The following is a 19,207-nucleotide window of genomic DNA, read 5'->3' on the forward strand; positions in this document are numbered from 1 at the left end:
AAAGGCTATAAGCTACTAACTAATTCCCTACCCCGCCATGGTATTGGTTTTCCGACCTTCGGAAAGTTGCTTTGCGTTCAAAATAATATGTTGAGCATCATAACCGCACTCTGCCCAAAGCTGATTCTGTTCGCCATGCTCGATAAACTCATCGGGGATTCCCAAACGAACGACTTTCGACTGATAACCATGATCTGCCATAAATTCGAGCACAGCACTTCCCATGCCTCCTTGTATACATCCGTCTTCTACTGTGATTACTTTACTGAATTTTCGAAACACTTCATGCAGCAGCTCTTCATCCAAGGGCTTTACAAATCTTAAATCGTAATGTGCAGGAAAAATCCCATCAGAGTTAAGCGATACGGTAGCTTTTACCACCTCATTACCGATATGCCCGATGCTTAATATCGCCAAATCTTCTCCGTCACAAATTTTTCGTCCTTTCCCTATGGTTATTTCTTTAAAAGGCCTTCTCCAATCAGGCATGACACCTTGTCCGCGGGGATAACGGATCACAAAAGGCCCCATATCTTCGATTTGTGCGGTGTACATTAAATTGCGCAACTCCTCTTCATTCATAGGCGCAGCTACCTTCATATTTGGTATACAACGCATATATGCCAAATCATACGCACCGTGGTGCGTAGGACCATCGGCACCCGCAATACCTGCCCGGTCGAGACAAAAAACGACATTTAGATTTTGCAAAGCCACATCATGTATCACCTGATCATAGGCCCGCTGCATAAATGTTGAATATATGTTACAAAAAGGCACCATTCCTTGGGTTGCCAAACCGGCGGAAAAAGTAACCGCGTGCTGTTCGGCAATACCTACATCAAACGCTCTATCGGGCATAGCCTTCATCATAATATTCATGGAAGAACCCGAAGGCATTGCCGGTGTAATGCCCATGATTTTTTCGTTTTTCTCGGCCAGTTCAACCAAGGTGTGACCGAAAACATCTTGATATTTTGGCGCTACAGGCTTGTCGCTAACTGTTTTCTTGATTTCGCCTGTAATTTTATCGAATAGGCCTGGCGCGTGCCATTTAGTTTGATCTTTTTCCGCCAAGGCAAAACCTTTTCCCTTTACCGTGATGCAATGTAAAAGTTTAGGCCCCGGTATATCCCTAAGTTCATCAATAATTTTAACTAAGCGTTTTACATCGTGCCCATCAACCGGACCGAAGTATCTGAATTTTAATGATTCAAAAAGATTACTATTTTTCAGTAAAGTCCCTTTAACGCTCTTCTCTATCTTTTTGGCTAAGCCAAGCGCATCAGGCCCTATTTGGGAGATCTTACTTAAAACTGCAGCAATATCATCGCGAAAGCGGTTATAAGGCTTTGAAACTGTAATATCCGTTAAGTATTCCTTTAGCGCACCAACATTTGGATCGATGGCCATGCAATTATCATTCAAAATGACGAGCAAGTTAGATTTCTCTATGCCGGCATGATTCAGTGCTTCGAATGCCATACCGGCTGTCATAGAGCCGTCACCAATTACCGCAACGTGCTGACGATCATTTTCCCCCTTGTAATGAGAAGCTACCGCCATCCCTAACGCAGCAGATATAGAAGTGGAAGAATGCCCTACGCCGAAGGTATCATATTCACTTTCACTACGTTTAGGAAACCCACTGATACCATTATATACGCGATTGGTATGAAACACATCTCGTCTTCCGGTAAGGATTTTATGTCCATAGGCTTGATGGCCGACATCCCAAACCAATTGGTCATAGGGCGTATTGAGTACATAATGCAGCGCCACCGTCAACTCCACCACCCCTAAACTAGCGGCAAAATGTCCGCCATAAACAGATACAACATCAATAATATATTGACGTAGCTCTTTACAAACATTCTCTAAATCCGACTCACTGAGCTTTTTTAAATCGGCGGGGCTATTTATGTTTTTTAGCAACGTTCCTGGTTCAAAATCCATATTAAAATAGGTTCTGAAAGAATTTGTCCTGCAATCAGTCCTCATTCTCTGCCTGTAAATACAAAATTACGGTAATAACAAAACGTTTACAAAGTAAAGGATAAATATTCAATTTAGCTATGTACTGCTTTTTTTGTTCCTGATCTGTTCCATCTCAGCTTTCCGCTAGTTCCGCTCATTTTTCACCAACAAGCAACTACTCGCTTTGTTTTTCAGCTATACATTTCATTTTTGTCTAAATCAATCTTTAAGTCTAATACCAGAGATTACCTTCGGTGAATTCTCGTTGGTCGGTTTCGCTTATAACATACAGATGAAGGTATTTATATTAAAGGAACCTTTTTATTAATCTATTTTTTTAGTATCTGTTCTTTATGCTTGATCATAAAGAACCAAACAACCGAGAAGCTTGCTTCGAGCTCATGAATACCTTTTAAAACAAACACAAATGAATAATCAAGGCCGTGCAGGCTACCTTGCACCTGATTGCAAAGCATTCATGGCGCGTATTGGATCCGTTTCACTTCCTCAATCCGCTTGTATATTGCAAGATGAACAGTCGTGCAAATACTTTGCTGCTCGTTGCTTCGGTATCGTTCAAGGCCATTTTTCCCAACACACTGGCTATATATAAGGCTAAAACTAGTACGTTCGGTTAAAAGTGAAAGCCCATCGTTCTACTAAAATATCACCTAGGAAATTTGCGGTTTGCACGTTGAGGCACTACCTTTTATAGCAAAGTTCCAAGTGATGAGTTTTTGGTTACTTTTTGCGGAAAAAAGTGACAAAAAAAACGTTCCTTTTAAACGCACTTACTCTAGTTATAATTTGTATTTAATAAAAGCGTACCTTTGGAACCATGCAAACAGAGGGTTTTGAGATAAAGCTTCCACAATTCGAAGGTCCTTTTGACCTTTTGCTATTTTTCATTGAGCGGGACGAACTTAATATACACGAAATTTCGATTGCTAAAATTACAGATGATTTCTTGGGATATATACACCACATGAATGCCCTGAACATGGAATTGGCGAGCGAATTTATTTTTGTTGCTGCTACCCTGATGCGGATTAAGGCCAAAATGCTATTACCACGGCCTGAAATAGATGAAGACGGCAATGAAATTGACCTCAAGAAAGACCTTGTACAAAAACTTATAGAATATAAAAAATTCAAAACGGTTTGTGAAGATCTAAAAGCGTTGGAAGATAACCGTTTCATGGTTGAAAGGCGTGGCAACATTGCATTTAATCTCAAAATTGCAGCCAATGAGGCGGAGCCGGGAGAAGAATTGAATTCATTCGATCTATATAAATTAATGAAAGTTTATGATCGATTAATGAATGCGTATCTAAACAAATCGAATGAAGTAAAACATACTGTTGTACAATATCCGTATACGATTGAACAACAGAAAAAAGCCATTGCCTCATTATTAACCATCAATCAAAAGTTAGATTTTAAGGCCATTCAACAGCACTCTGAAAATAGGGTTCATTTTGTATACAACTTTTTAGCCATACTGGAAATGCTTCAACAGCAGATTCTCGAGATACAATTAGGTTTGGGATATAACAATTTTTGGGTACAAGAGAAAGCACAAGCGGTGTAAGCTATAGGGTTTATGGTGTAAGATTTAAGACCTAAAGGGTAATGCCGGTGGTTAACTAGCTAACTGCTAATAAATGCACAAAGCACTTATCAATTCTCTACATTTTCCCTATCTTTGCGCAACTATCTAAAACTGATACTTATATCAATATTTAATGGAAAGAGATAACATCATATTTGAGCTGATTAATGAAGAATTACAACGCCAGGAAGAAGGTATTGAGTTAATCGCTTCAGAAAATTTTGTAAGCAAACAGGTCATGGAAGCAGCCGGTTCTGTATTAACGAATAAATATGCAGAAGGACTACCGGGCAAGCGTTATTATGGTGGCTGCGAAGTAGTTGACGAAATTGAACAAATAGCGATCGACCGCGCAAAGCAGCTTTTCAATGCCGAATGGGTTAACGTACAACCGCATTCGGGAGCGCAGGCCAATGCCGCCGTATTTTTAGCGATACTTAAACCGGGCGATAAAATTTTAGGGTTCGATCTTTCCCATGGAGGACATCTGACGCATGGTTCCCCGGTAAATTTTTCCGGTAAATTATATGAAGCTCATTTTTATGGTGTCGACAAAGAAACCGGCCTAATCGATTATAAAGCCTTAGAAGAAACGGCGTTAAGAGAACAACCAAAAGCAATTATTGTTGGAGCTTCTGCTTATTCACGCGACTGGGATTATGCCTTTATTCGTCAGGTAGCTGATAAAATCGGTGCTTTAGTAGTAGCTGACATCTCACATCCAGCCGGTTTAATTGCTCGTGGACTCTTGACGGACCCACTTCCGCATTGCCATATCGTCACGACCACGACACATAAAACCCTGAGAGGACCTCGCGGCGGTATGATTATGATGGGTAAAGACTTTGAAAATCCTTGGGGTTTAAAAACTCCTAAAGGTGAAATAAGAATGATGTCTTCCCTTTTAGATATGGCTGTTTTTCCCGGTACGCAAGGCGGTCCTTTAGAGCATATCATCGCCGCTAAAGCCGTGGCTTTTGGTGAAGCACTAAGCGACGATTATATGAGTTATATCTTGCAAGTAAAGAAAAACGCTTCGGCAATGGCAGATGCCTTCGTTAGCAAAGGTTATCAAATTATTTCAGGTGGTACAGATAACCACTCCATGTTGATTGACTTAAGAAACAAAGGAATCAGCGGCAAAGCAGCGGAAGCTGCATTAGGCGAAGCCGGTATTACGACGAACAAAAACATGGTGCCGTTTGATGACAAATCACCATTTGTTACATCAGGTATCCGTATGGGAACAGCGGCCATAACAACTAGAGGACTGAAAGAAACCGAAATGGTACAAATCGTTGAATTCATTGATCGCGTTATTAACGCGCCGGAAGACGAAGCCGTGCTTGATGCGGTTCATGAAGAAGTGCTTCAATTAATGGCAAAATTTCCTTTATATAAATAGACAGTAAGATCATCTGTCGTAAAATTAACAAACGGGCATTCAATGTGAATGCCCGTTTTTGTTGGCTTAACTTCGACATTAATCAATACATATCTTACCATTAAATAAGTATTCATTTAGTAATAATAAAGAATTAGTGGGGGGTTAACCTAGATAAAACCTTTACTAACCCTTTGTTAACTCCTTATCAACCCTTTTTCAACCCTTTTTCAACCCCTTATTAATAGTATGGTTAATACGAAGAAAGTATAATGTTATTCTAATGATAGACCGAAGAACTCCATCACGTTTATTTGGTATAGGCTAGCGTCACTACACTAACACGTACACCAGCTATTTCCAAGAGTTTATAAGCGCAGGCTTCAATGGTAGCACCTGTTGTTAGCACATCATCCACCAGCAAGATATGTTTGTCTTGAAAGGTTTGAGGTTTAAGTACTTCAAATATTTCTTTCATGTTCTCGTAACGTTCATAACGTCTTTTTGTTGTTTGTGATTCTGTGCGAGTATGTCGAATTAGATTTCCTGTTTCTATCGGAACTTTAAAGCTTTCGCTCAGTCCTTTTGCAAAAAACTCACTTTGATTGTATCCTCTTTTCTTTAGCTTTTTAGGATGCAAAGGTACGGGAACGATGAGATCAACATGCCGAAAAGTGGAGCAGTATAACAGTTCGCCATACCGTTTACCCAGCATATTTCCTATTTCCGGTTTATTGAAGTACTTTAAATGGTGCAGTATGTTTTGAACAGTGGATCCTTTTACATAATAAAGATAAGAAGAAACCGCCTGTAACGGAACCCGACCCCACAATTGTTTGCTTGCAGCATTTGCCGGATCGAGATGGAAATTTGTAATTGGTAAATGATAGAGACAATGGGTGCAAATAAGCGATTCATGTTCATACAGCGATCGCTTACAGCCCGCACATAATTCGGGATATAGTAATGAGACAAGGGCTTGAAAATACCGGATCATCATAGGCTATAATTAATGCCATAAGACCATCAATCGCACTTGGCTTCCCGCTTTGACAACCTTACTATTTTGTATGCGCAGCTATTAATACATGATCGTATCAGCTTTGGCCATCGGTTAGTTAAAACTTTCTCTCGAAGCTTTAAGCTTACATCAATTGTTCTTGTTTTTCTTTAACAGCTAACTGTCCACATGCAGCGTCAATGTCTTTGCCCCGGCTTCTTCTGACATTGGTGGTTATACCTCTTTTTCTAAGAAACGCCGCAAAGCGATCAATTTTATCCCCTTCCGCATTCTCGAAATCTGCAAAGGCGATGGGATTATATTCAATGATGTTAACTTTACAAGGCAGGTGTTTGCAGAAGGACGCCAATTCTGCTGCATCTTCCAATTCGTCGTTAAAATTGTTAAAAACGATGTATTCGTAAGTAACGGGATTTTTTGTCTTGGCAAAATAATATTTTAGCGCTTCGGCCAATGCCTTTAACGAATTCTGCTCATTAATCGGCATGATTTCATTTCTTTTTGCGTCATTCGCTGCATGAAGGGAGAGGGCTAAATTAAATTTCACTTGATCGTCTCCCAACTTCTTAATCATTTTGGCTATTCCGGCAGTTGAAACAGTTATCCTTTTTGCTGCCATATTCAGTCCATCAGGAGCTGTAATCCGTTCGATAGATTTTAAAACATTGGCATAATTAAGTAGCGGCTCACCCATTCCCATATAAACAATATTACTTAGGGGGATCGAATAGTTTTCTTCTGCCTGTTTATTGATTAAAACAACTTGATCGTAAATTTCGTCTGCATTTAAGTTCCGCTTTCTATCCATATATCCCGTTGCACAGAATTTGCATGTTAAACTGCAACCCACCTGGGAGCTGACGCAGGCAGTCATCCGATCGGGAGTAGGGATTAAAACACCTTCAATAATATTATTGTCAAAAAGCTTAAACGTGCTCTTTATGGTTTTATCAGCACTGTATTGGGATTTATCGATGCGAACAGCGTTGATTATAAAATTCTCTTTCAGCGAATCGCGTAACTTTTTGCTAAGATTGGTCATATTATCGAAATCTACGCACGACTTCATCCATAACCACTCAAAAATTTGCTTTGCACGAAAACTTTGCTCGCCTAAAGCGAGTAAACTTTCCTTCAACTGTTCAAGGCTTAACGATCTGATATCTACTTTCTTTCCCATGTTTTTCACGGTGCAAATATACCGCTTTTTTAACACAAAAACATATAATCCTTTGTTATACAAGTGTGTTAAAGCGTGAAACAAATTTCGTTAGTTTCATATTTTTTGCTAACATTGCCCGTAATTATTAAAAAAAGTAGACGAATTCTTCATATTTTTAGTGAACCTCAGATGTCATGGTAAATTATTACTCGGCAGACTATATTCTTCCCGTTTCTGCAAAACCCATTCATAATGGTATCATTGGGGTGGACGAGAACGGTGAAATTATAGGTGTTTATGAATCAGGAGCAAAAGAAATATCGGATAAAACCATTACGAAACATAAGGGTATTATTACTCCGGGATTTATCAACACGCACTGTCATTTAGAACTTTCCCATCTGAAGGGTAAATTCGCCAAAGGCACTGGGCTAATTCCTTTCATCGAAGCTGTTATTGGGCAACGGAATGCGAACGAGAAGGAAGTTGTAAAGGCCATGCAATCTGCCGACTCGGAAATGAAAAGGAATGGTATTGTGGCGGTTGGTGATATTGCAAACCGTGCTATTTCGAAAGAAACAAAGGAGAAAAGCAGCCTTTATTACCATACCTTTATAGAAATTCTGTGCTTTGAACCGGAAAAAGCGCAAGAAGTGTTTAGAGATGGCTTAGCGCTCTGTGAAACATTCGACGGGCTACCGTCTTCCATCACACCGCATGCCCCTTACTCGGTATGTAAAGAAATTTTCAGGTTTTTAAAACAACTTCATAAACCGGAAACCAATCTGCTCAGTATCCACAATCAGGAAAGCGAAGAGGAGAACAAGCTTTATCGCTATAAGTCAGGGCAATTTATTGATTTTTATCGAAAGTTAAACCGAGATATTGGCTTCTTCAAGGCGCAAGCCAGGGATTCTATTCAAACCATCGTTCCTCTATTACCAAAGCGGCAACCCGTTATGTTTGTTCATAACACGTACACAAACATGAAAGATATTTTTTTTGTGGATCGTTTTGCGGGAAACGTGACCTGGTGTATATGCCCTAATGCCAATCTGTATATCGAAAACAGGCTGCCAAAAATCGACCTATTTCTGAATCAGGACAGTCCCATTACGCTAGGCACAGACAGTTTAGCTTCTAACGATAAGTTATGCATTTTATCGGAGCTTTTAACACTGCACGCTCATTTCCCGCATTTAAAACTTGAGGATACCTTAAAGTGGGCAACGCTTAATGGCGCCAAATACTTAGGTATTGATCACCAATACGGCAGTCTAGAAAAGGGCAAAAAACCTGGCCTTAACCTCATCAGTCACACGCAAGGGCTAAAACTGAGCGAAAACTCAACCGTTACGCCCTTAATCTAAAGCATTCATTTTCTGTTAATTGCTATTCGGCATAATTAATCCTATGGAAAAGAGACAAGTTGATTTACAAAAAAATTGCACATTTGTAACATACAGTTTCGACTGTCCTTAAGAAGTATCAGTGCCAATGAAGCATTTAAATATTACCGTTTTCGGAAAAGTACAGGGAGTCTTTTTCAGAGCAGCAACTAAAGCCGTTGCCAATCAGTTAAAAGTCACCGGCTTTGTCAAGAATTTACCCGACGGAAGTGTTTATATAGAAGCAGAAGGAGATGCTTTCGGATTGGAGAATTTCTTAGAGTGGTGCCATGAGGGACCGGAACATGCTGTTGTCGAAAAAGTTGAAATTAATTCAGGTGAACTGAAAAACTATAACAATTTCGAAATTCTTAAGCGTTAACATTTTAACTGTCAACAAAAATTGTCTACACTACGAAAATTTGCCGGGCAAACCATGATCTATGGTTTAAGTACGATTATAGCTCGTTTAGTCAATTTTATCCTTACACCTTTATTTTCAAGAAAACTATCCACAGCCGTCTTCGGGATTTTTACCACGATGTATAGTTATGCTTCGCTATTGAACGCATTACTTGCCTTTGGAATGGAAACCACTTTTTTCCGCTACATTCAAAAAAAAGAGGATAATAAGCAGGCCGTTTACAATAACACCTTTCTGATAATTCTTGCTATCAGTTTATGTTTCCTTCTCCTAGTGCTGCTTTTTAAGCAGGAAATAGCGCACTTTATGAATATATCGGACCCAGATCTATCGAGGTATATCACCTATTTTGCACTTATTTTAGTATTAGATGCTATCGCTGTTATTCCGTTCGCAAAAATCAGAGCAGACGGACGCCCGCTAAGATATGGAATGATTAAGTTATTTAACATTTTCATTTTTGTATCCTCTAATTTATTTTTTATCGTTTTCATTCCTTGGGCCATTAAGACTGATCTATCCATTGCTCCATACTTTTCTACTTGGTATCATTCCCAATGGGTTGGTTATGTCTTCCTATCCAATCTAATCGCTAGCGCGGTCACACTATTGCTCATGATCCCGGAATTGCTCAAACTGAAATTACGATTCAATGGCCCGTTAGCGCGAGAAATGTTTTCTTATAGTTTCCCTATTTTGATTGCCAACTTTTCATTTATTATAAATGAAAACCTTGATAAAGTATTTTTAGGACAATTATTACCGGATGATATCGCCGAAACGCAAGTCGGTATCTACGGATTGTCGGCAAAACTAGCCGTATTTTTGAGTATTTTCATCCAGGCATTTCGCTTAGGTGCCGAGCCGTTTTTCTTTAGTCAAGCAAAAGAAAAAAATTCAGGTCAAACTTATGCCATCATTATGGATTATTTCGTTATTGCCATGGCAATAGGCATGTTTGGTTTAGTAGCCAATATTGAGATTTTAAAATATTTTATAGCCGGGTCCTCTCTTACAACAAGTATGGAAAATTGGAAAGGATTATCAATTGTTCCAATCCTTTTACTAGGATATATTTTCTTAGGTGTATATATGAGTTTATCTATTTGGTATAAATTATCTGATCAAACAAAATATGGTCTTTATATTTCAGGTACCGGAGCTATTGTTACTATTGTGTTGAATTTGGTTTTTATTCCCTCTTACGGCTTTATCGCGTCAGCTTGGATTACGATGATAACCTATGCCTGCATGATGATTCTTTCTTATGTTTTAGGACAAAAAAATTACCCAATTCCCTATCATACATTTAAAAATTTGACGTATATTGTATGTGCAATTATTTTGAGTTGGTTATCTTTCTACGTATTTGGAAGGAACCTAATAATCGGTAACGGATTGCTTTTGCTCTTCTTAATCGGTATATACTTAAAAGAGGGGCCACAGCTTAAACAATTATTAGGCTATAAGCGAAGATAATGGCCCAACCTTTGCGATAGCGTTAAAGCGATGAAAGGAGAAGTCCGGATATAGGCACTTCCCTACTTGGCCGACTATTGTGAAACGAGTACGATTTAAAACAACAATTGTAAGATGATTTTAAAGAATAAAATATACTGGTTTATATGCCTTTTATTAATAAGTGGACAACAGGTACTTGCGCAAACAGCGACAGACAGCAGTCAGGTAAAGGATTTATATTACCAGGCGCTCAACGAAAAGGCCCGAGGAGATATTGACCTAGCGCAAACTACACTTCGCAAGTTGTTAAAGCTAGACGACAGCAACGATGCTGCTTATTTCGAATTAGCCCGATTAGAGTTGGAAGATAAAAATCTAGGTGACGCTGCCATCCATGCAAAAAAAGCAACAACACTAAAACCAGATAATGAGTGGTATTGGGTTTTGTTGGCAGACATTTACAAACGGATGGAGGATTTTAACTCCCTCCCTCCTATTTTTGACCAGCTGATTCGCATCAAACCCGAAAAGAAAGAGTACTTCTATGATCGTGCTTACGCCCTTTTCCTTAATAATGAGCTTGACAAATCACTACAGGCTTACCATGAAATAGAGCAAAAGTTCGGAAAGGATGATAACATCATTATTGCGCGGCAGGAGATATACTTAAAACAAAAACAACCCAAAAAGGCCATCGAAGAAGTCACCTCTATTATCGAAAAGGAACCGGATAGTACAAAAGGATATCTACTCTTAGCCAACTTATACTTAAAGCTTAACAAGCCCAAGGAAGCTATTAAGGTCTTGGACGAAGGACATGCACGTATCCCCGGCGATCCTTACATTTCTTTAAGTAAAGCGGATGCCTATCACAATTTGAAAGATGAGGAAAAATCAACTCGGGAGCTTCGAATGGCTTTTGCCAGTGAACGGATGGATTTCGAAGGGAAAATGCGCCTATTGATCAGTCTCATGTCTGACCCGAAGAGTAATGAAATGGCACCTATCGTTCGCGATTTAGCGAATACATTAACGATAAGCTATCCAACGGATGCACGTGCTTTTGCTTTATATGGAGATATATTAGCCCAACAAAAACAACTGAAGGAAGCTCGGGAACAATATCTCAAAGCGATCGATATCAACAGCCGGGTGAATACTATTTGGGAACAACTATTACAGATAGAGCTCAGCTTAGGTATGCAAAAAGAGGCTTTGGCACATGCTTATAAAGCCTCTGCATTGTTTCCGCAACAGCCTTTAACTCAGTTTTTTTCGGGGCATGCTTTCTTTATGGAGAAGAAATATACGGATGCAAGAAGTTGTTTTGAAGCCGCGCTTAATTATGTTGACGAGAAAAACACCCCGTTGCTTACGCAAGTATATAGCAGCTTAGGTGACACCTATCACGCCTTGGATATGTTTGCAGAGTCCGATCAAGCCTATGAGGAGGCGCTTGCCATTGATAGCAACAACGTGGGAACGCTTAATAATTACGCCTACTATTTATCGCTTCGAAAAACCAATTTAGAAGCGGCCGCTAAGATGTCGAGAAAGTCAAACGAATTAGAGCCTAATAATCCGACATTTCAAGACACGTACGCGTGGGTGCTGTTTCAACAAGGCAATTACGCTGAAGCTTTAAAATGGATCGAAAAAGCAATCACCAATTCAGGGGAAAAGTCCTTTGCGCTCCTTGAACATTATGGTGATATATTGTTTAAACTGGGTGACATCGAAAAAGCCGTTTCCAAATGGAAGGAAGCAAAAGCCACCGGGGAAACTACGGGGGAAAATGTGGAGCTTTTAACTAAAAAGATCGATGCTAAAAAGTATATTGAGTAATGCCTTTTAACCATTCAAATTTGCGAAAGCTATCCATTTTGACGGTTTTATCGGCTAGCTTGCTGATCGTCGCTTGCAAAAGCAAAAAAGTAATAGTCGACGCAACCAAAGAAGAAAGTCGGATCACCTTGGATAATCGGGTATTGGTGAATGGTATCCTTGACAATCAATTGAGCTTCAACACCTTCAGTGCTAAAGCAAAATCGGCCGTTGCCATCAATAAAGACAACTATGATGCAACCTTAAATATCAAGATAAAAAACCAGGAAGCGATATGGATATCTATTACCACCGTCTTTGGAATCGAGGCTGCTCGCGTATTAATCACGCCGACCCGCTTTCGAATGATGAATCGTATCAACGGAACCTACATCGACGAACCCTTTGCCTTTTTACATCAATTTGCCTCCGAAGAGATTACTTATGGTAATCTACAGGCTATGATGGTAGGCAATATGATTGATCAAGCGTTGAGTTATTCGAACGAGGCAAAAAAAGGAGATTTAGGTTATTTACTAAGTGGCTTTAAAAATGATTTAAATTTCTTAGTAAGAACAGATGACAATTTCAGGGTCACTAATTGTAGTTTAAGCACTTACAATCAGGAACGCCAAGTAAATACGGATTATTCTGATTTTGCATTAATAGGCAAACATCCGGTACCTAAGGATATTCGTTTAACCGCTAATTCATCCGCTGTAAAACTGGAATTACAGCTAAAGTACAATCGTATTGCTTTGAATGAGGCCGTAGAGATGCCATTCACTATTCCGTCAAAATATAAGCCCTTAAGTGGAATACGTTAATCAACAAATGTTTATCGAGATAAAAATATTTTAGTACTTTCGTTGGCAATAAATACGTTAAAATAACGATGTAATGTAATACATCATCAATGATTTGAAGAAGAGAATGATTCGGATAAAGTCAATATGCTGTTTGCTGTTATTTATGGGGATAGGCCTATCTAGTTGGGCACAGTCGAGCGCACAGTTGAAAAAGCAGCGGGAGGCCCTTACACGTGAAATAGAATTATTGAATCAAACTTTACGTTCTACATCAAAAGACAAGTCATTATCGCTCAAACAGGTAAATGCCCTTAACGCCCAAATCAACCTACGGGTGAAAAAAATCAAAACGATTAATAGCGAAGTCAATTTAATAGAGAGCCAGATAGCCAAAAATACCAATACGATCCGCTCCTTGCAGAATGAATTGGCGAAGCTCAAAAAAGGATATGCGTCCATGGTACAGTTTGCGTTTCGCAACTCGAGCGCTTACAATAAATTGATGTTCATTTTTGCTTCTAACGACTTTAATCAAGCGTATAAGCGCCTTAAATACCTTCAGCAATTCAGCGATTCCCGGAAAAAACAAGCAAAGGAGATAGAGGAAACGCAGAAAAGTATTGAGCAAAAAATTGCCGAATTGGCGAGTAATAAAAAGGAGAAAGTAGTACTTCTGAGCGACCAGGAAAAAGAGAAGCAAGCGCTCGACGGCCAAAAATCTGTTAAATCAAAAGTGCTTAACGATCTTACCAAGAAGGAAAAAGAATATAAGCAAGAGCTGAATAAGAAGCAGCAGGAAGATGCGCGTTTAGCACGTGCCATACAGGCGGCTATCCGAAGAGAGATCGAAGAAGCTCGGCGAAGGGCAGAAGAAGAAGAAAGACGACGAGCAGCAGAGTTGGCGAAGAAAAACCCTAATGCGAAGGCTCCGGAGCCAACCGCTAGAAAAACCGACAAAGAGGCGCTCTTGTCAACACCAGAGGCGGCTAAATTAGCAGCAGATTTCACAGGTAATCGTGGGCGACTCCCCTGGCCGGTAGCTTCGGGATCGGTAACGCAAGGTTACGGACAATATACTTATGGAAAAGGTGTTAAAGTTAATAGTAACGGCTTAACCATTCGTACAGCAGCAGGTGCCGCCGTACGGGCCGTATTTGATGGTGTTGTAACATCAATCGTGCAACTCCAAAATCAATATACTGTTATTATACGTCATGGTAATTACTTCACTGTCTATCAAAACATGAAAACGGTCAGTGTTTCCAGAAATCAGAAGGTTTCTGTAAAACAAACAATTGGCACAGTAGCTGTAGATGCGACGGAAGGAACTTCCGATTTACACTTTGAACTGTGGCAAGGAACTTCGCCTATCAACCCAAGTAGTTGGTTAGCGGGAAATTAGCCATACAAGTGGTGAAATGATAAACGATAAAAAATTGTTTATCTAAGCATTTTTACATAAGTTTGTAAACTGGACGTAAGACGATTACGTATATTGAGGAAAGAATAAAAACTACAATGTAGTCATTGAATAAAGATTTTAAATATTGAGTTATGTTAAACACAATTTTGTTACTGGGTATTGGTGGGCCTGAAATAGCAATTATCGTTCTTGCTTTGTTATTATTATTTGGTGGAAAGAAAATTCCTGAGTTGATGCGTGGATTAGGACGCGGTGTGAGAGAATTTAAAGAAGGCCAAGCCGGAACCACGAAAGATGAAGTTAAAGAGGAAAAACAATAATCCCTCATTCTTATAAAGGATAAGCTGTTGTAACATATAGCATGTTGCAGCAGCTTTTTTTATTATTATTTCAAAAAAAAATCAACTTACTATACTAAGTGAGCTGATTAAAACGTTGTTTAAGAAATTATTATCAAACCTCTTTTGAGCGTGGCTCAAAATATGTTAACGTATTTAGCAATAATGAACTGATTTGATAATCAACAGCCTTAAATATAAGACATGATATTGAAAAGATTTTCGGCATTTGCCGTAGGTATGCTATTTTGCGTTCAATTGACGCAGGCAACAACAAGCAAAGATACCGACGAACCTTCGAAATTAAGTGCCTCTTCGAATGTTCTATCTAGCGAAGATTCTACACTCAGGAAAAATTCCCACCCTCACGATCTCTCCTGGTATCTCGCCCCTCAAAATATAAAAAAGCAACTGGACACTTTGCAAAAGGTAATCCCCTTAACGTACAATAGCTATGTCCAATCTTATATAGATGCTTATACGGCACCGCGCTATAAAAACCATCTTTCTAAAATGCTTGAGTTAGCGCAGTACTATTTTCCCATTTACGAGAAAGTATTTGCAGAGACGGATTTGCCACAGGAAATAAAGTATTTATCTATCATTGAATCAGCTTTAAATCCACATGCGGTCTCAAGGGTGGGCGCAACCGGTCCTTGGCAATTTATGTTCGCTACGGCAAAAGCGTTTAATTTAAATATAGACAACTACGTTGATGAACGGAAAGACCCCTATGCCGCGACTTATGCAGCGGCGGCTTATCTAAAAGATGCTTACAACGAATTTGGCGATTGGCAACTTGCAATAGCATCCTATAATTGCGGAAAAGGAAATGTAGCCAGAGCGATACAACGCTCAGGTATTGAAAAACCTGATTTTTGGACCGTGCGAAAATATCTTCCCCAGGAAACACGTAATTATGTGCCCGCTTTTATTGCCATGACCTTCGTGCTAAATAACTATGAAGTATTAGGAATTGCAACACCCTCCGGGAGCGGATCTGCCCTTACAGCGGAGAAAGGTACCGACGTCATTTTGATCGATAAGTTTATTCCATTATCAGGCATTGCAGAGGCGTTAAACCTCGACCTGAACCAATTGATCACGCTAAATCCGGCCTATAAAAAGAGCATCATCAATGGTACACCGGAGGCTCCGAAGCGTTTAGTCGTCCCTGCGGTAGATAAAACCGCTTATGCCAGCTTGTATGCAGCTTTAAATACACCGACCGATGCTCCTGCAAAAGTTATTACAGCATCTAATACCGATAGAAAAGCTATTTATCATCGCGTAAGAAGAGGTGAAAGCTTAAGCTCAATTGCCAATAAATATCAAGTAGAGGTACAGGACTTGAAGGTTTGGAATAGGTTGAGGAGAAATGCCATTGTTCCGGGACAGCGTTTAAAGATCTCTGAACCGGGTTATGCAGCAGGGAAAAAAACGAGCTTGGAAAGAAAATCCGTTAATTACGTAACCTATAAAGTTAAAAGAGGAGATACACTTTCCGGAATCGCCCAAAAATACAGAGGAGCCACTGTCAATAATATAAAAGCAATGAACAATTTAAATGGCTCATCTATCAAACCAGGGATGACTTTAAAGATCAATAGCCTTTAAAAATAAAATATTGCTTATGCATTAAGGGTTGACGCCGGGGTCCTTCGACTGCTGGCGGAACCCTACCGAGGGCACTCATCTAGTGCAGGTACGCAGCGTCCTGTTCGTTTTCAAAACCTTCGAGTGTCACAGAAACATGCTCATTAAGAATGGTAGATAATTTGTGTCCGGAGAAGTCGCTTATAACAGGGAATTTATGATGGCTTCTATCAATTAGAACCGCCGTTCTCAGCTTCTTTAAGGGAACATTCAAAAAAACACCCAAACCATAGGCTAAAGTCCGCCCACTATTCAATACATCGTCCACCAATATTACCACTTTATCTTTCGCCTCACTTACCGAAATATCGGTTTCTGCTTGCAGGGTAGAACTGACTTTATTTAATGAAATGTTGATAAGCTTGACATCGACCGCCAATGAAATTTTTGCTAGTTCTTCTTTTAAGCGACGAGCCAAAACATATCCTCTTTCGGCAACACCCGCTAGAACAATCTCTTTTTCTTCAAAGTTATCTTCTAAAATCTGATAAGCAATTCTTGTAATTTTTTTCTGAATCTGGTCCTTGTCTAAAATCAATATTTTTTCGCTTGCCATAGCATTATTCCTGTGCATAAAAGTAGTAAATTTTTTTTTAAGGTAAAAGGGATGGATATGCGCATTTGTTCATCACTCACCAACTCGCGTTTGGCTAATTGAGGTGATAAGCCAATGAGCAATCACTAAATAGAAAACTACTAACAGTGGAATTAGGCCAAGCCGACTGATTTTAGAAAAATCGATTGCTAATTTAAATGAAGAACGTCTTCCTCTTCCGACGCATTCTCATTCTGTGCTTTCAAGCTCATACGGCCGCCATTGAAATAATAGCGCTTCCAATAAGCTTCATCAAGATTGCTAATCATAACGCCTCTGCTGGTAGAAGCGTGCGCAAATTTCCTGTCACCCAAATAAACGCCAACATGTGTAATACTTCTACTTCTTATTTTGAAGAACACCAGGTCGCCGGGCTTCAGTTCATTTTTGTTGATGGGATCAACTTGTGTATAAATATTTCTTGAATTATTTCCGATCGACGTATTAAACACCTTTTCGTATAGCTCATAGGCAAACTTGGAACAATCAATGCCCTTTTTTGTTTTACCTCCTAATCGATAGGGTGTGCCAATCCAATCATAAACAAACTGATAAAGCTTTGTATTGGTGGTTGCTGAAGCAGCAATCCCCATTATTTGGGAAAAATACTCTTTGGCTAAATTATCCGGATCTTCGGGTGAATTATTTTTTTCAGTTAAGGTTTGGGCCTGAAGGTTTAGTGACAGAGCACCTAGCAGTATGCATACTACCAAAAGCGTTTTTTTCATTTGAATAAAATTTTTCCAGTTAATGAAGCTTGCATGAGCACATGCAGTTTTCATCTGCGTTAATTTACTTACAGGAAGGTCATTCTTATCCCCCATTGGCTTGATTGACTATCCGTTTAAGGTTAACAATGTTGTTTTTTAATGTAAAAGTTTATCCATGCACTAAAACAGGTGTGTCGCAAATCTAAATGAAAACTTTTATTTTGTCAAAAAAAGCAAACACAATTTTAACATTTTTTTGACATGTGTACTATATACCATACAGGCCAATAAAAAAAGGAGGAGAAAAACAAATAATAATTCACTTTCTCTCACGTACATTCTGTGAATATCGCAACAATTGATTAGATTTGCCTTCCAGTAAATTAAGTACACGAACATAAAGCGATGAGTTCAACACCAATAACAAAAGAAACATATCTAGAGTGGTATAAGTCGATGTTACTTATGCGTAAGTTTGAGGAAAAAGCAGGTCAACTTTACGGTCAACAAAAAATAAGAGGCTTTTGCCATCTATATATTGGACAGGAAGCCGTTGTTGCAGGTGCCATGTCAGTTCTTCGTAAAGAGGACTCCATGATCACTGCTTATCGTGACCATGCCCATGCCCTTGCCAAAGGCATGAGCGCCAATGCAGCTATGGCAGAGTTATTCGGGAAAGTAACGGGTTGTTCGAAAGGAAAGGGTGGATCAATGCACTTTTTTGATAAGGAAAACAATTTCGCGGGAGGCCATGGTATCGTAGGAGGACAAATACCATTAGGTGCAGGTCTTGCTTTTGCCGAAAAATACAATGGTACAGATAATGTTTGCGTTTGTTACATGGGAGACGGAGCTGTAAGACAAGGGTCTTTAAACGAGACCTTTAATATGGCAATGCTTTGGAAGCTTCCGGTAATCTTCGTTTGCGAAAATAACGGTTATGCGATGGGTACTTCCGTTAAGCGGACGACTAACATGATTGACATTTATAAAATGGGCTTAGGCTTTGATATGCCAAGCGCTCCGGTTGATGGTATGGACGTTGTAGCAGTTCATAATGCAATGGACGAAGCCGTTCAGCGTGCCAGAAAAGGGGAAGGACCAACGTTTTTGGAGATTCGCACCTATCGTTATAAGGGACACTCTATGTCGGATCCTGCCAAATACCGTACAAAAGAAGAATTAGAACAATATAAAGAGCGCGATCCAATTGCCGCGGTTAAGCATGCCATTATAGAGAATAAGTATGCCGATGAGCAATGGTTTGATCAGGAGGAAGCCGAAGTAAAACGTATTGTTGATGAAGCGGTTAAATTTGCTGAGGAATCTGAGTATCCAAACCCGGAAGAGCTATATACAGACGTGTATGTGCAGAACGATTATCCATATATTATGGATTAACAGGAGTGCAATCTTAATAATT

The 19,207-nt window shown here is 39.5% G+C and carries 17 protein-coding genes; 12 read left to right on the forward strand and 5 right to left on the reverse strand.

Annotated elements, in window-relative coordinates; translation table 11 throughout:
- Positions 1–27 precede the first annotated feature (27 nt).
- A complete protein-coding gene (dxs, locus tag ACH11B_RS05875; protein WP_377610014.1) occupies positions 28–1,956 on the reverse strand; it encodes a 1-deoxy-D-xylulose-5-phosphate synthase in 1,929 nt (642 codons plus the stop codon).
- Positions 1,957–2,404: 448 nt separating this feature from the next.
- On the opposite strand from dxs, the gene ACH11B_RS05880 reads away from it, so the two are divergent.
- The 3 genes from ACH11B_RS05880 to glyA all read left to right on the forward strand — a co-directional run bounded on the left by ACH11B_RS05880 (position 2,405) and on the right by glyA (position 4,994).
- Positions 2,405–2,590 carry a hypothetical protein gene (locus ACH11B_RS05880; protein WP_377610016.1) on the forward strand — a complete coding sequence of 62 codons (186 nt, stop codon included), beginning with the start codon at positions 2,405–2,407 and terminating at the stop codon, positions 2,588–2,590.
- Positions 2,591–2,815: 225 nt separating this feature from the next.
- Positions 2,816–3,568 carry a segregation and condensation protein A gene (locus tag ACH11B_RS05885; protein ID WP_377610018.1) on the forward strand — a complete coding sequence of 251 codons (753 nt, stop codon included), beginning with the start codon at positions 2,816–2,818 and terminating at the stop codon, positions 3,566–3,568.
- A gap of 154 nt (positions 3,569–3,722) precedes the next feature.
- Positions 3,723–4,994, forward strand: a complete 1,272-nt coding sequence (glyA, locus tag ACH11B_RS05890; protein WP_013664432.1) for a serine hydroxymethyltransferase — start codon at positions 3,723–3,725, stop codon at positions 4,992–4,994.
- A gap of 289 nt (positions 4,995–5,283) precedes the next feature.
- On the opposite strand, the gene ACH11B_RS05895 is transcribed toward glyA, so the two are convergent.
- Complete coding sequence (locus ACH11B_RS05895) at positions 5,284–5,973, reverse strand: ComF family protein (protein WP_041387126.1); 690 nt, start codon at positions 5,971–5,973, stop codon at positions 5,284–5,286.
- A gap of 145 nt (positions 5,974–6,118) precedes the next feature.
- Positions 6,119–7,174, reverse strand: coding sequence for a 23S rRNA (adenine(2503)-C(2))-methyltransferase RlmN (rlmN, locus tag ACH11B_RS05900; protein ID WP_041387983.1), 1,056 nt, complete (start codon positions 7,172–7,174; stop codon positions 6,119–6,121).
- Positions 7,175–7,350: 176 nt separating this feature from the next.
- Here rlmN and ACH11B_RS05905 point away from each other — a divergent pair, with 176 nt between their 5' ends.
- The 8 genes from ACH11B_RS05905 to ACH11B_RS05940 all read left to right on the forward strand — a co-directional run bounded on the left by ACH11B_RS05905 (position 7,351) and on the right by ACH11B_RS05940 (position 16,440).
- On the forward strand, positions 7,351–8,526 hold the full coding sequence (locus ACH11B_RS05905; RefSeq protein WP_377610020.1) for an amidohydrolase family protein: 1,176 nt from the start codon (positions 7,351–7,353) through the stop codon (positions 8,524–8,526).
- A 127-nt stretch (positions 8,527–8,653) separates the two neighbouring features.
- Positions 8,654–8,926, forward strand: a complete 273-nt coding sequence (locus tag ACH11B_RS05910) for an acylphosphatase (RefSeq protein ID WP_289554156.1) — start codon at positions 8,654–8,656, stop codon at positions 8,924–8,926.
- 54 nt (positions 8,927–8,980) lie between these two features.
- Entirely contained in the window at positions 8,981–10,447 is a 1,467-nt protein-coding gene (locus ACH11B_RS05915; RefSeq protein WP_377610160.1) for a lipopolysaccharide biosynthesis protein, read from the forward strand.
- A 114-nt stretch (positions 10,448–10,561) separates the two neighbouring features.
- Complete coding sequence (locus ACH11B_RS05920) at positions 10,562–12,274, forward strand: tetratricopeptide repeat protein (RefSeq protein WP_377610022.1); 1,713 nt, start codon at positions 10,562–10,564, stop codon at positions 12,272–12,274.
- Positions 12,275–12,294: 20 nt separating this feature from the next.
- Positions 12,295–13,080, forward strand: coding sequence for a DUF4292 domain-containing protein (locus ACH11B_RS05925; protein WP_198140319.1), 786 nt, complete (start codon positions 12,295–12,297; stop codon positions 13,078–13,080).
- Positions 13,081–13,186: 106 nt separating this feature from the next.
- The gene (locus ACH11B_RS05930) at positions 13,187–14,464 is read left to right on the forward strand and encodes a murein hydrolase activator EnvC family protein (protein ID WP_377610025.1); all 1,278 of its coding nucleotides are present in this window, start codon (positions 13,187–13,189) and stop codon (positions 14,462–14,464) included.
- A gap of 152 nt (positions 14,465–14,616) precedes the next feature.
- Positions 14,617–14,805 (forward strand): twin-arginine translocase TatA/TatE family subunit, encoded by a 189-nt coding sequence (locus ACH11B_RS05935; RefSeq protein ID WP_013664442.1) that lies wholly within the window; start codon positions 14,617–14,619, stop codon positions 14,803–14,805.
- A gap of 222 nt (positions 14,806–15,027) precedes the next feature.
- Complete coding sequence (locus ACH11B_RS05940) at positions 15,028–16,440, forward strand: LysM peptidoglycan-binding domain-containing protein (protein ID WP_013664443.1); 1,413 nt, start codon at positions 15,028–15,030, stop codon at positions 16,438–16,440.
- A 79-nt stretch (positions 16,441–16,519) separates the two neighbouring features.
- On the opposite strand, the gene ACH11B_RS05945 is transcribed toward ACH11B_RS05940, so the two are convergent.
- Positions 16,520–17,035 carry a phosphoribosyltransferase family protein gene (locus ACH11B_RS05945; protein ID WP_013664444.1) on the reverse strand — a complete coding sequence of 172 codons (516 nt, stop codon included), beginning with the start codon at positions 17,033–17,035 and terminating at the stop codon, positions 16,520–16,522.
- A gap of 188 nt (positions 17,036–17,223) precedes the next feature.
- Positions 17,224–17,802: a C40 family peptidase gene (locus ACH11B_RS05950; RefSeq protein ID WP_041387987.1), complete on the reverse strand. Its 579-nt coding sequence runs from the start codon at positions 17,800–17,802 to the stop codon at positions 17,224–17,226.
- 387 nt (positions 17,803–18,189) lie between these two features.
- Between ACH11B_RS05950 and pdhA the strand changes: the two genes are divergently transcribed.
- The gene (pdhA, locus tag ACH11B_RS05955; RefSeq protein WP_013664446.1) at positions 18,190–19,185 is read left to right on the forward strand and encodes a pyruvate dehydrogenase (acetyl-transferring) E1 component subunit alpha; all 996 of its coding nucleotides are present in this window, start codon (positions 18,190–18,192) and stop codon (positions 19,183–19,185) included.
- Positions 19,186–19,207 lie beyond the last annotated feature (22 nt).

It is taken from the genome of Olivibacter sp. EAT-5 (assembly GCF_044784325.1).
Lineage (GTDB): Bacteria > Bacteroidota > Bacteroidia > Sphingobacteriales > Sphingobacteriaceae > Olivibacter > Olivibacter oleidegradans.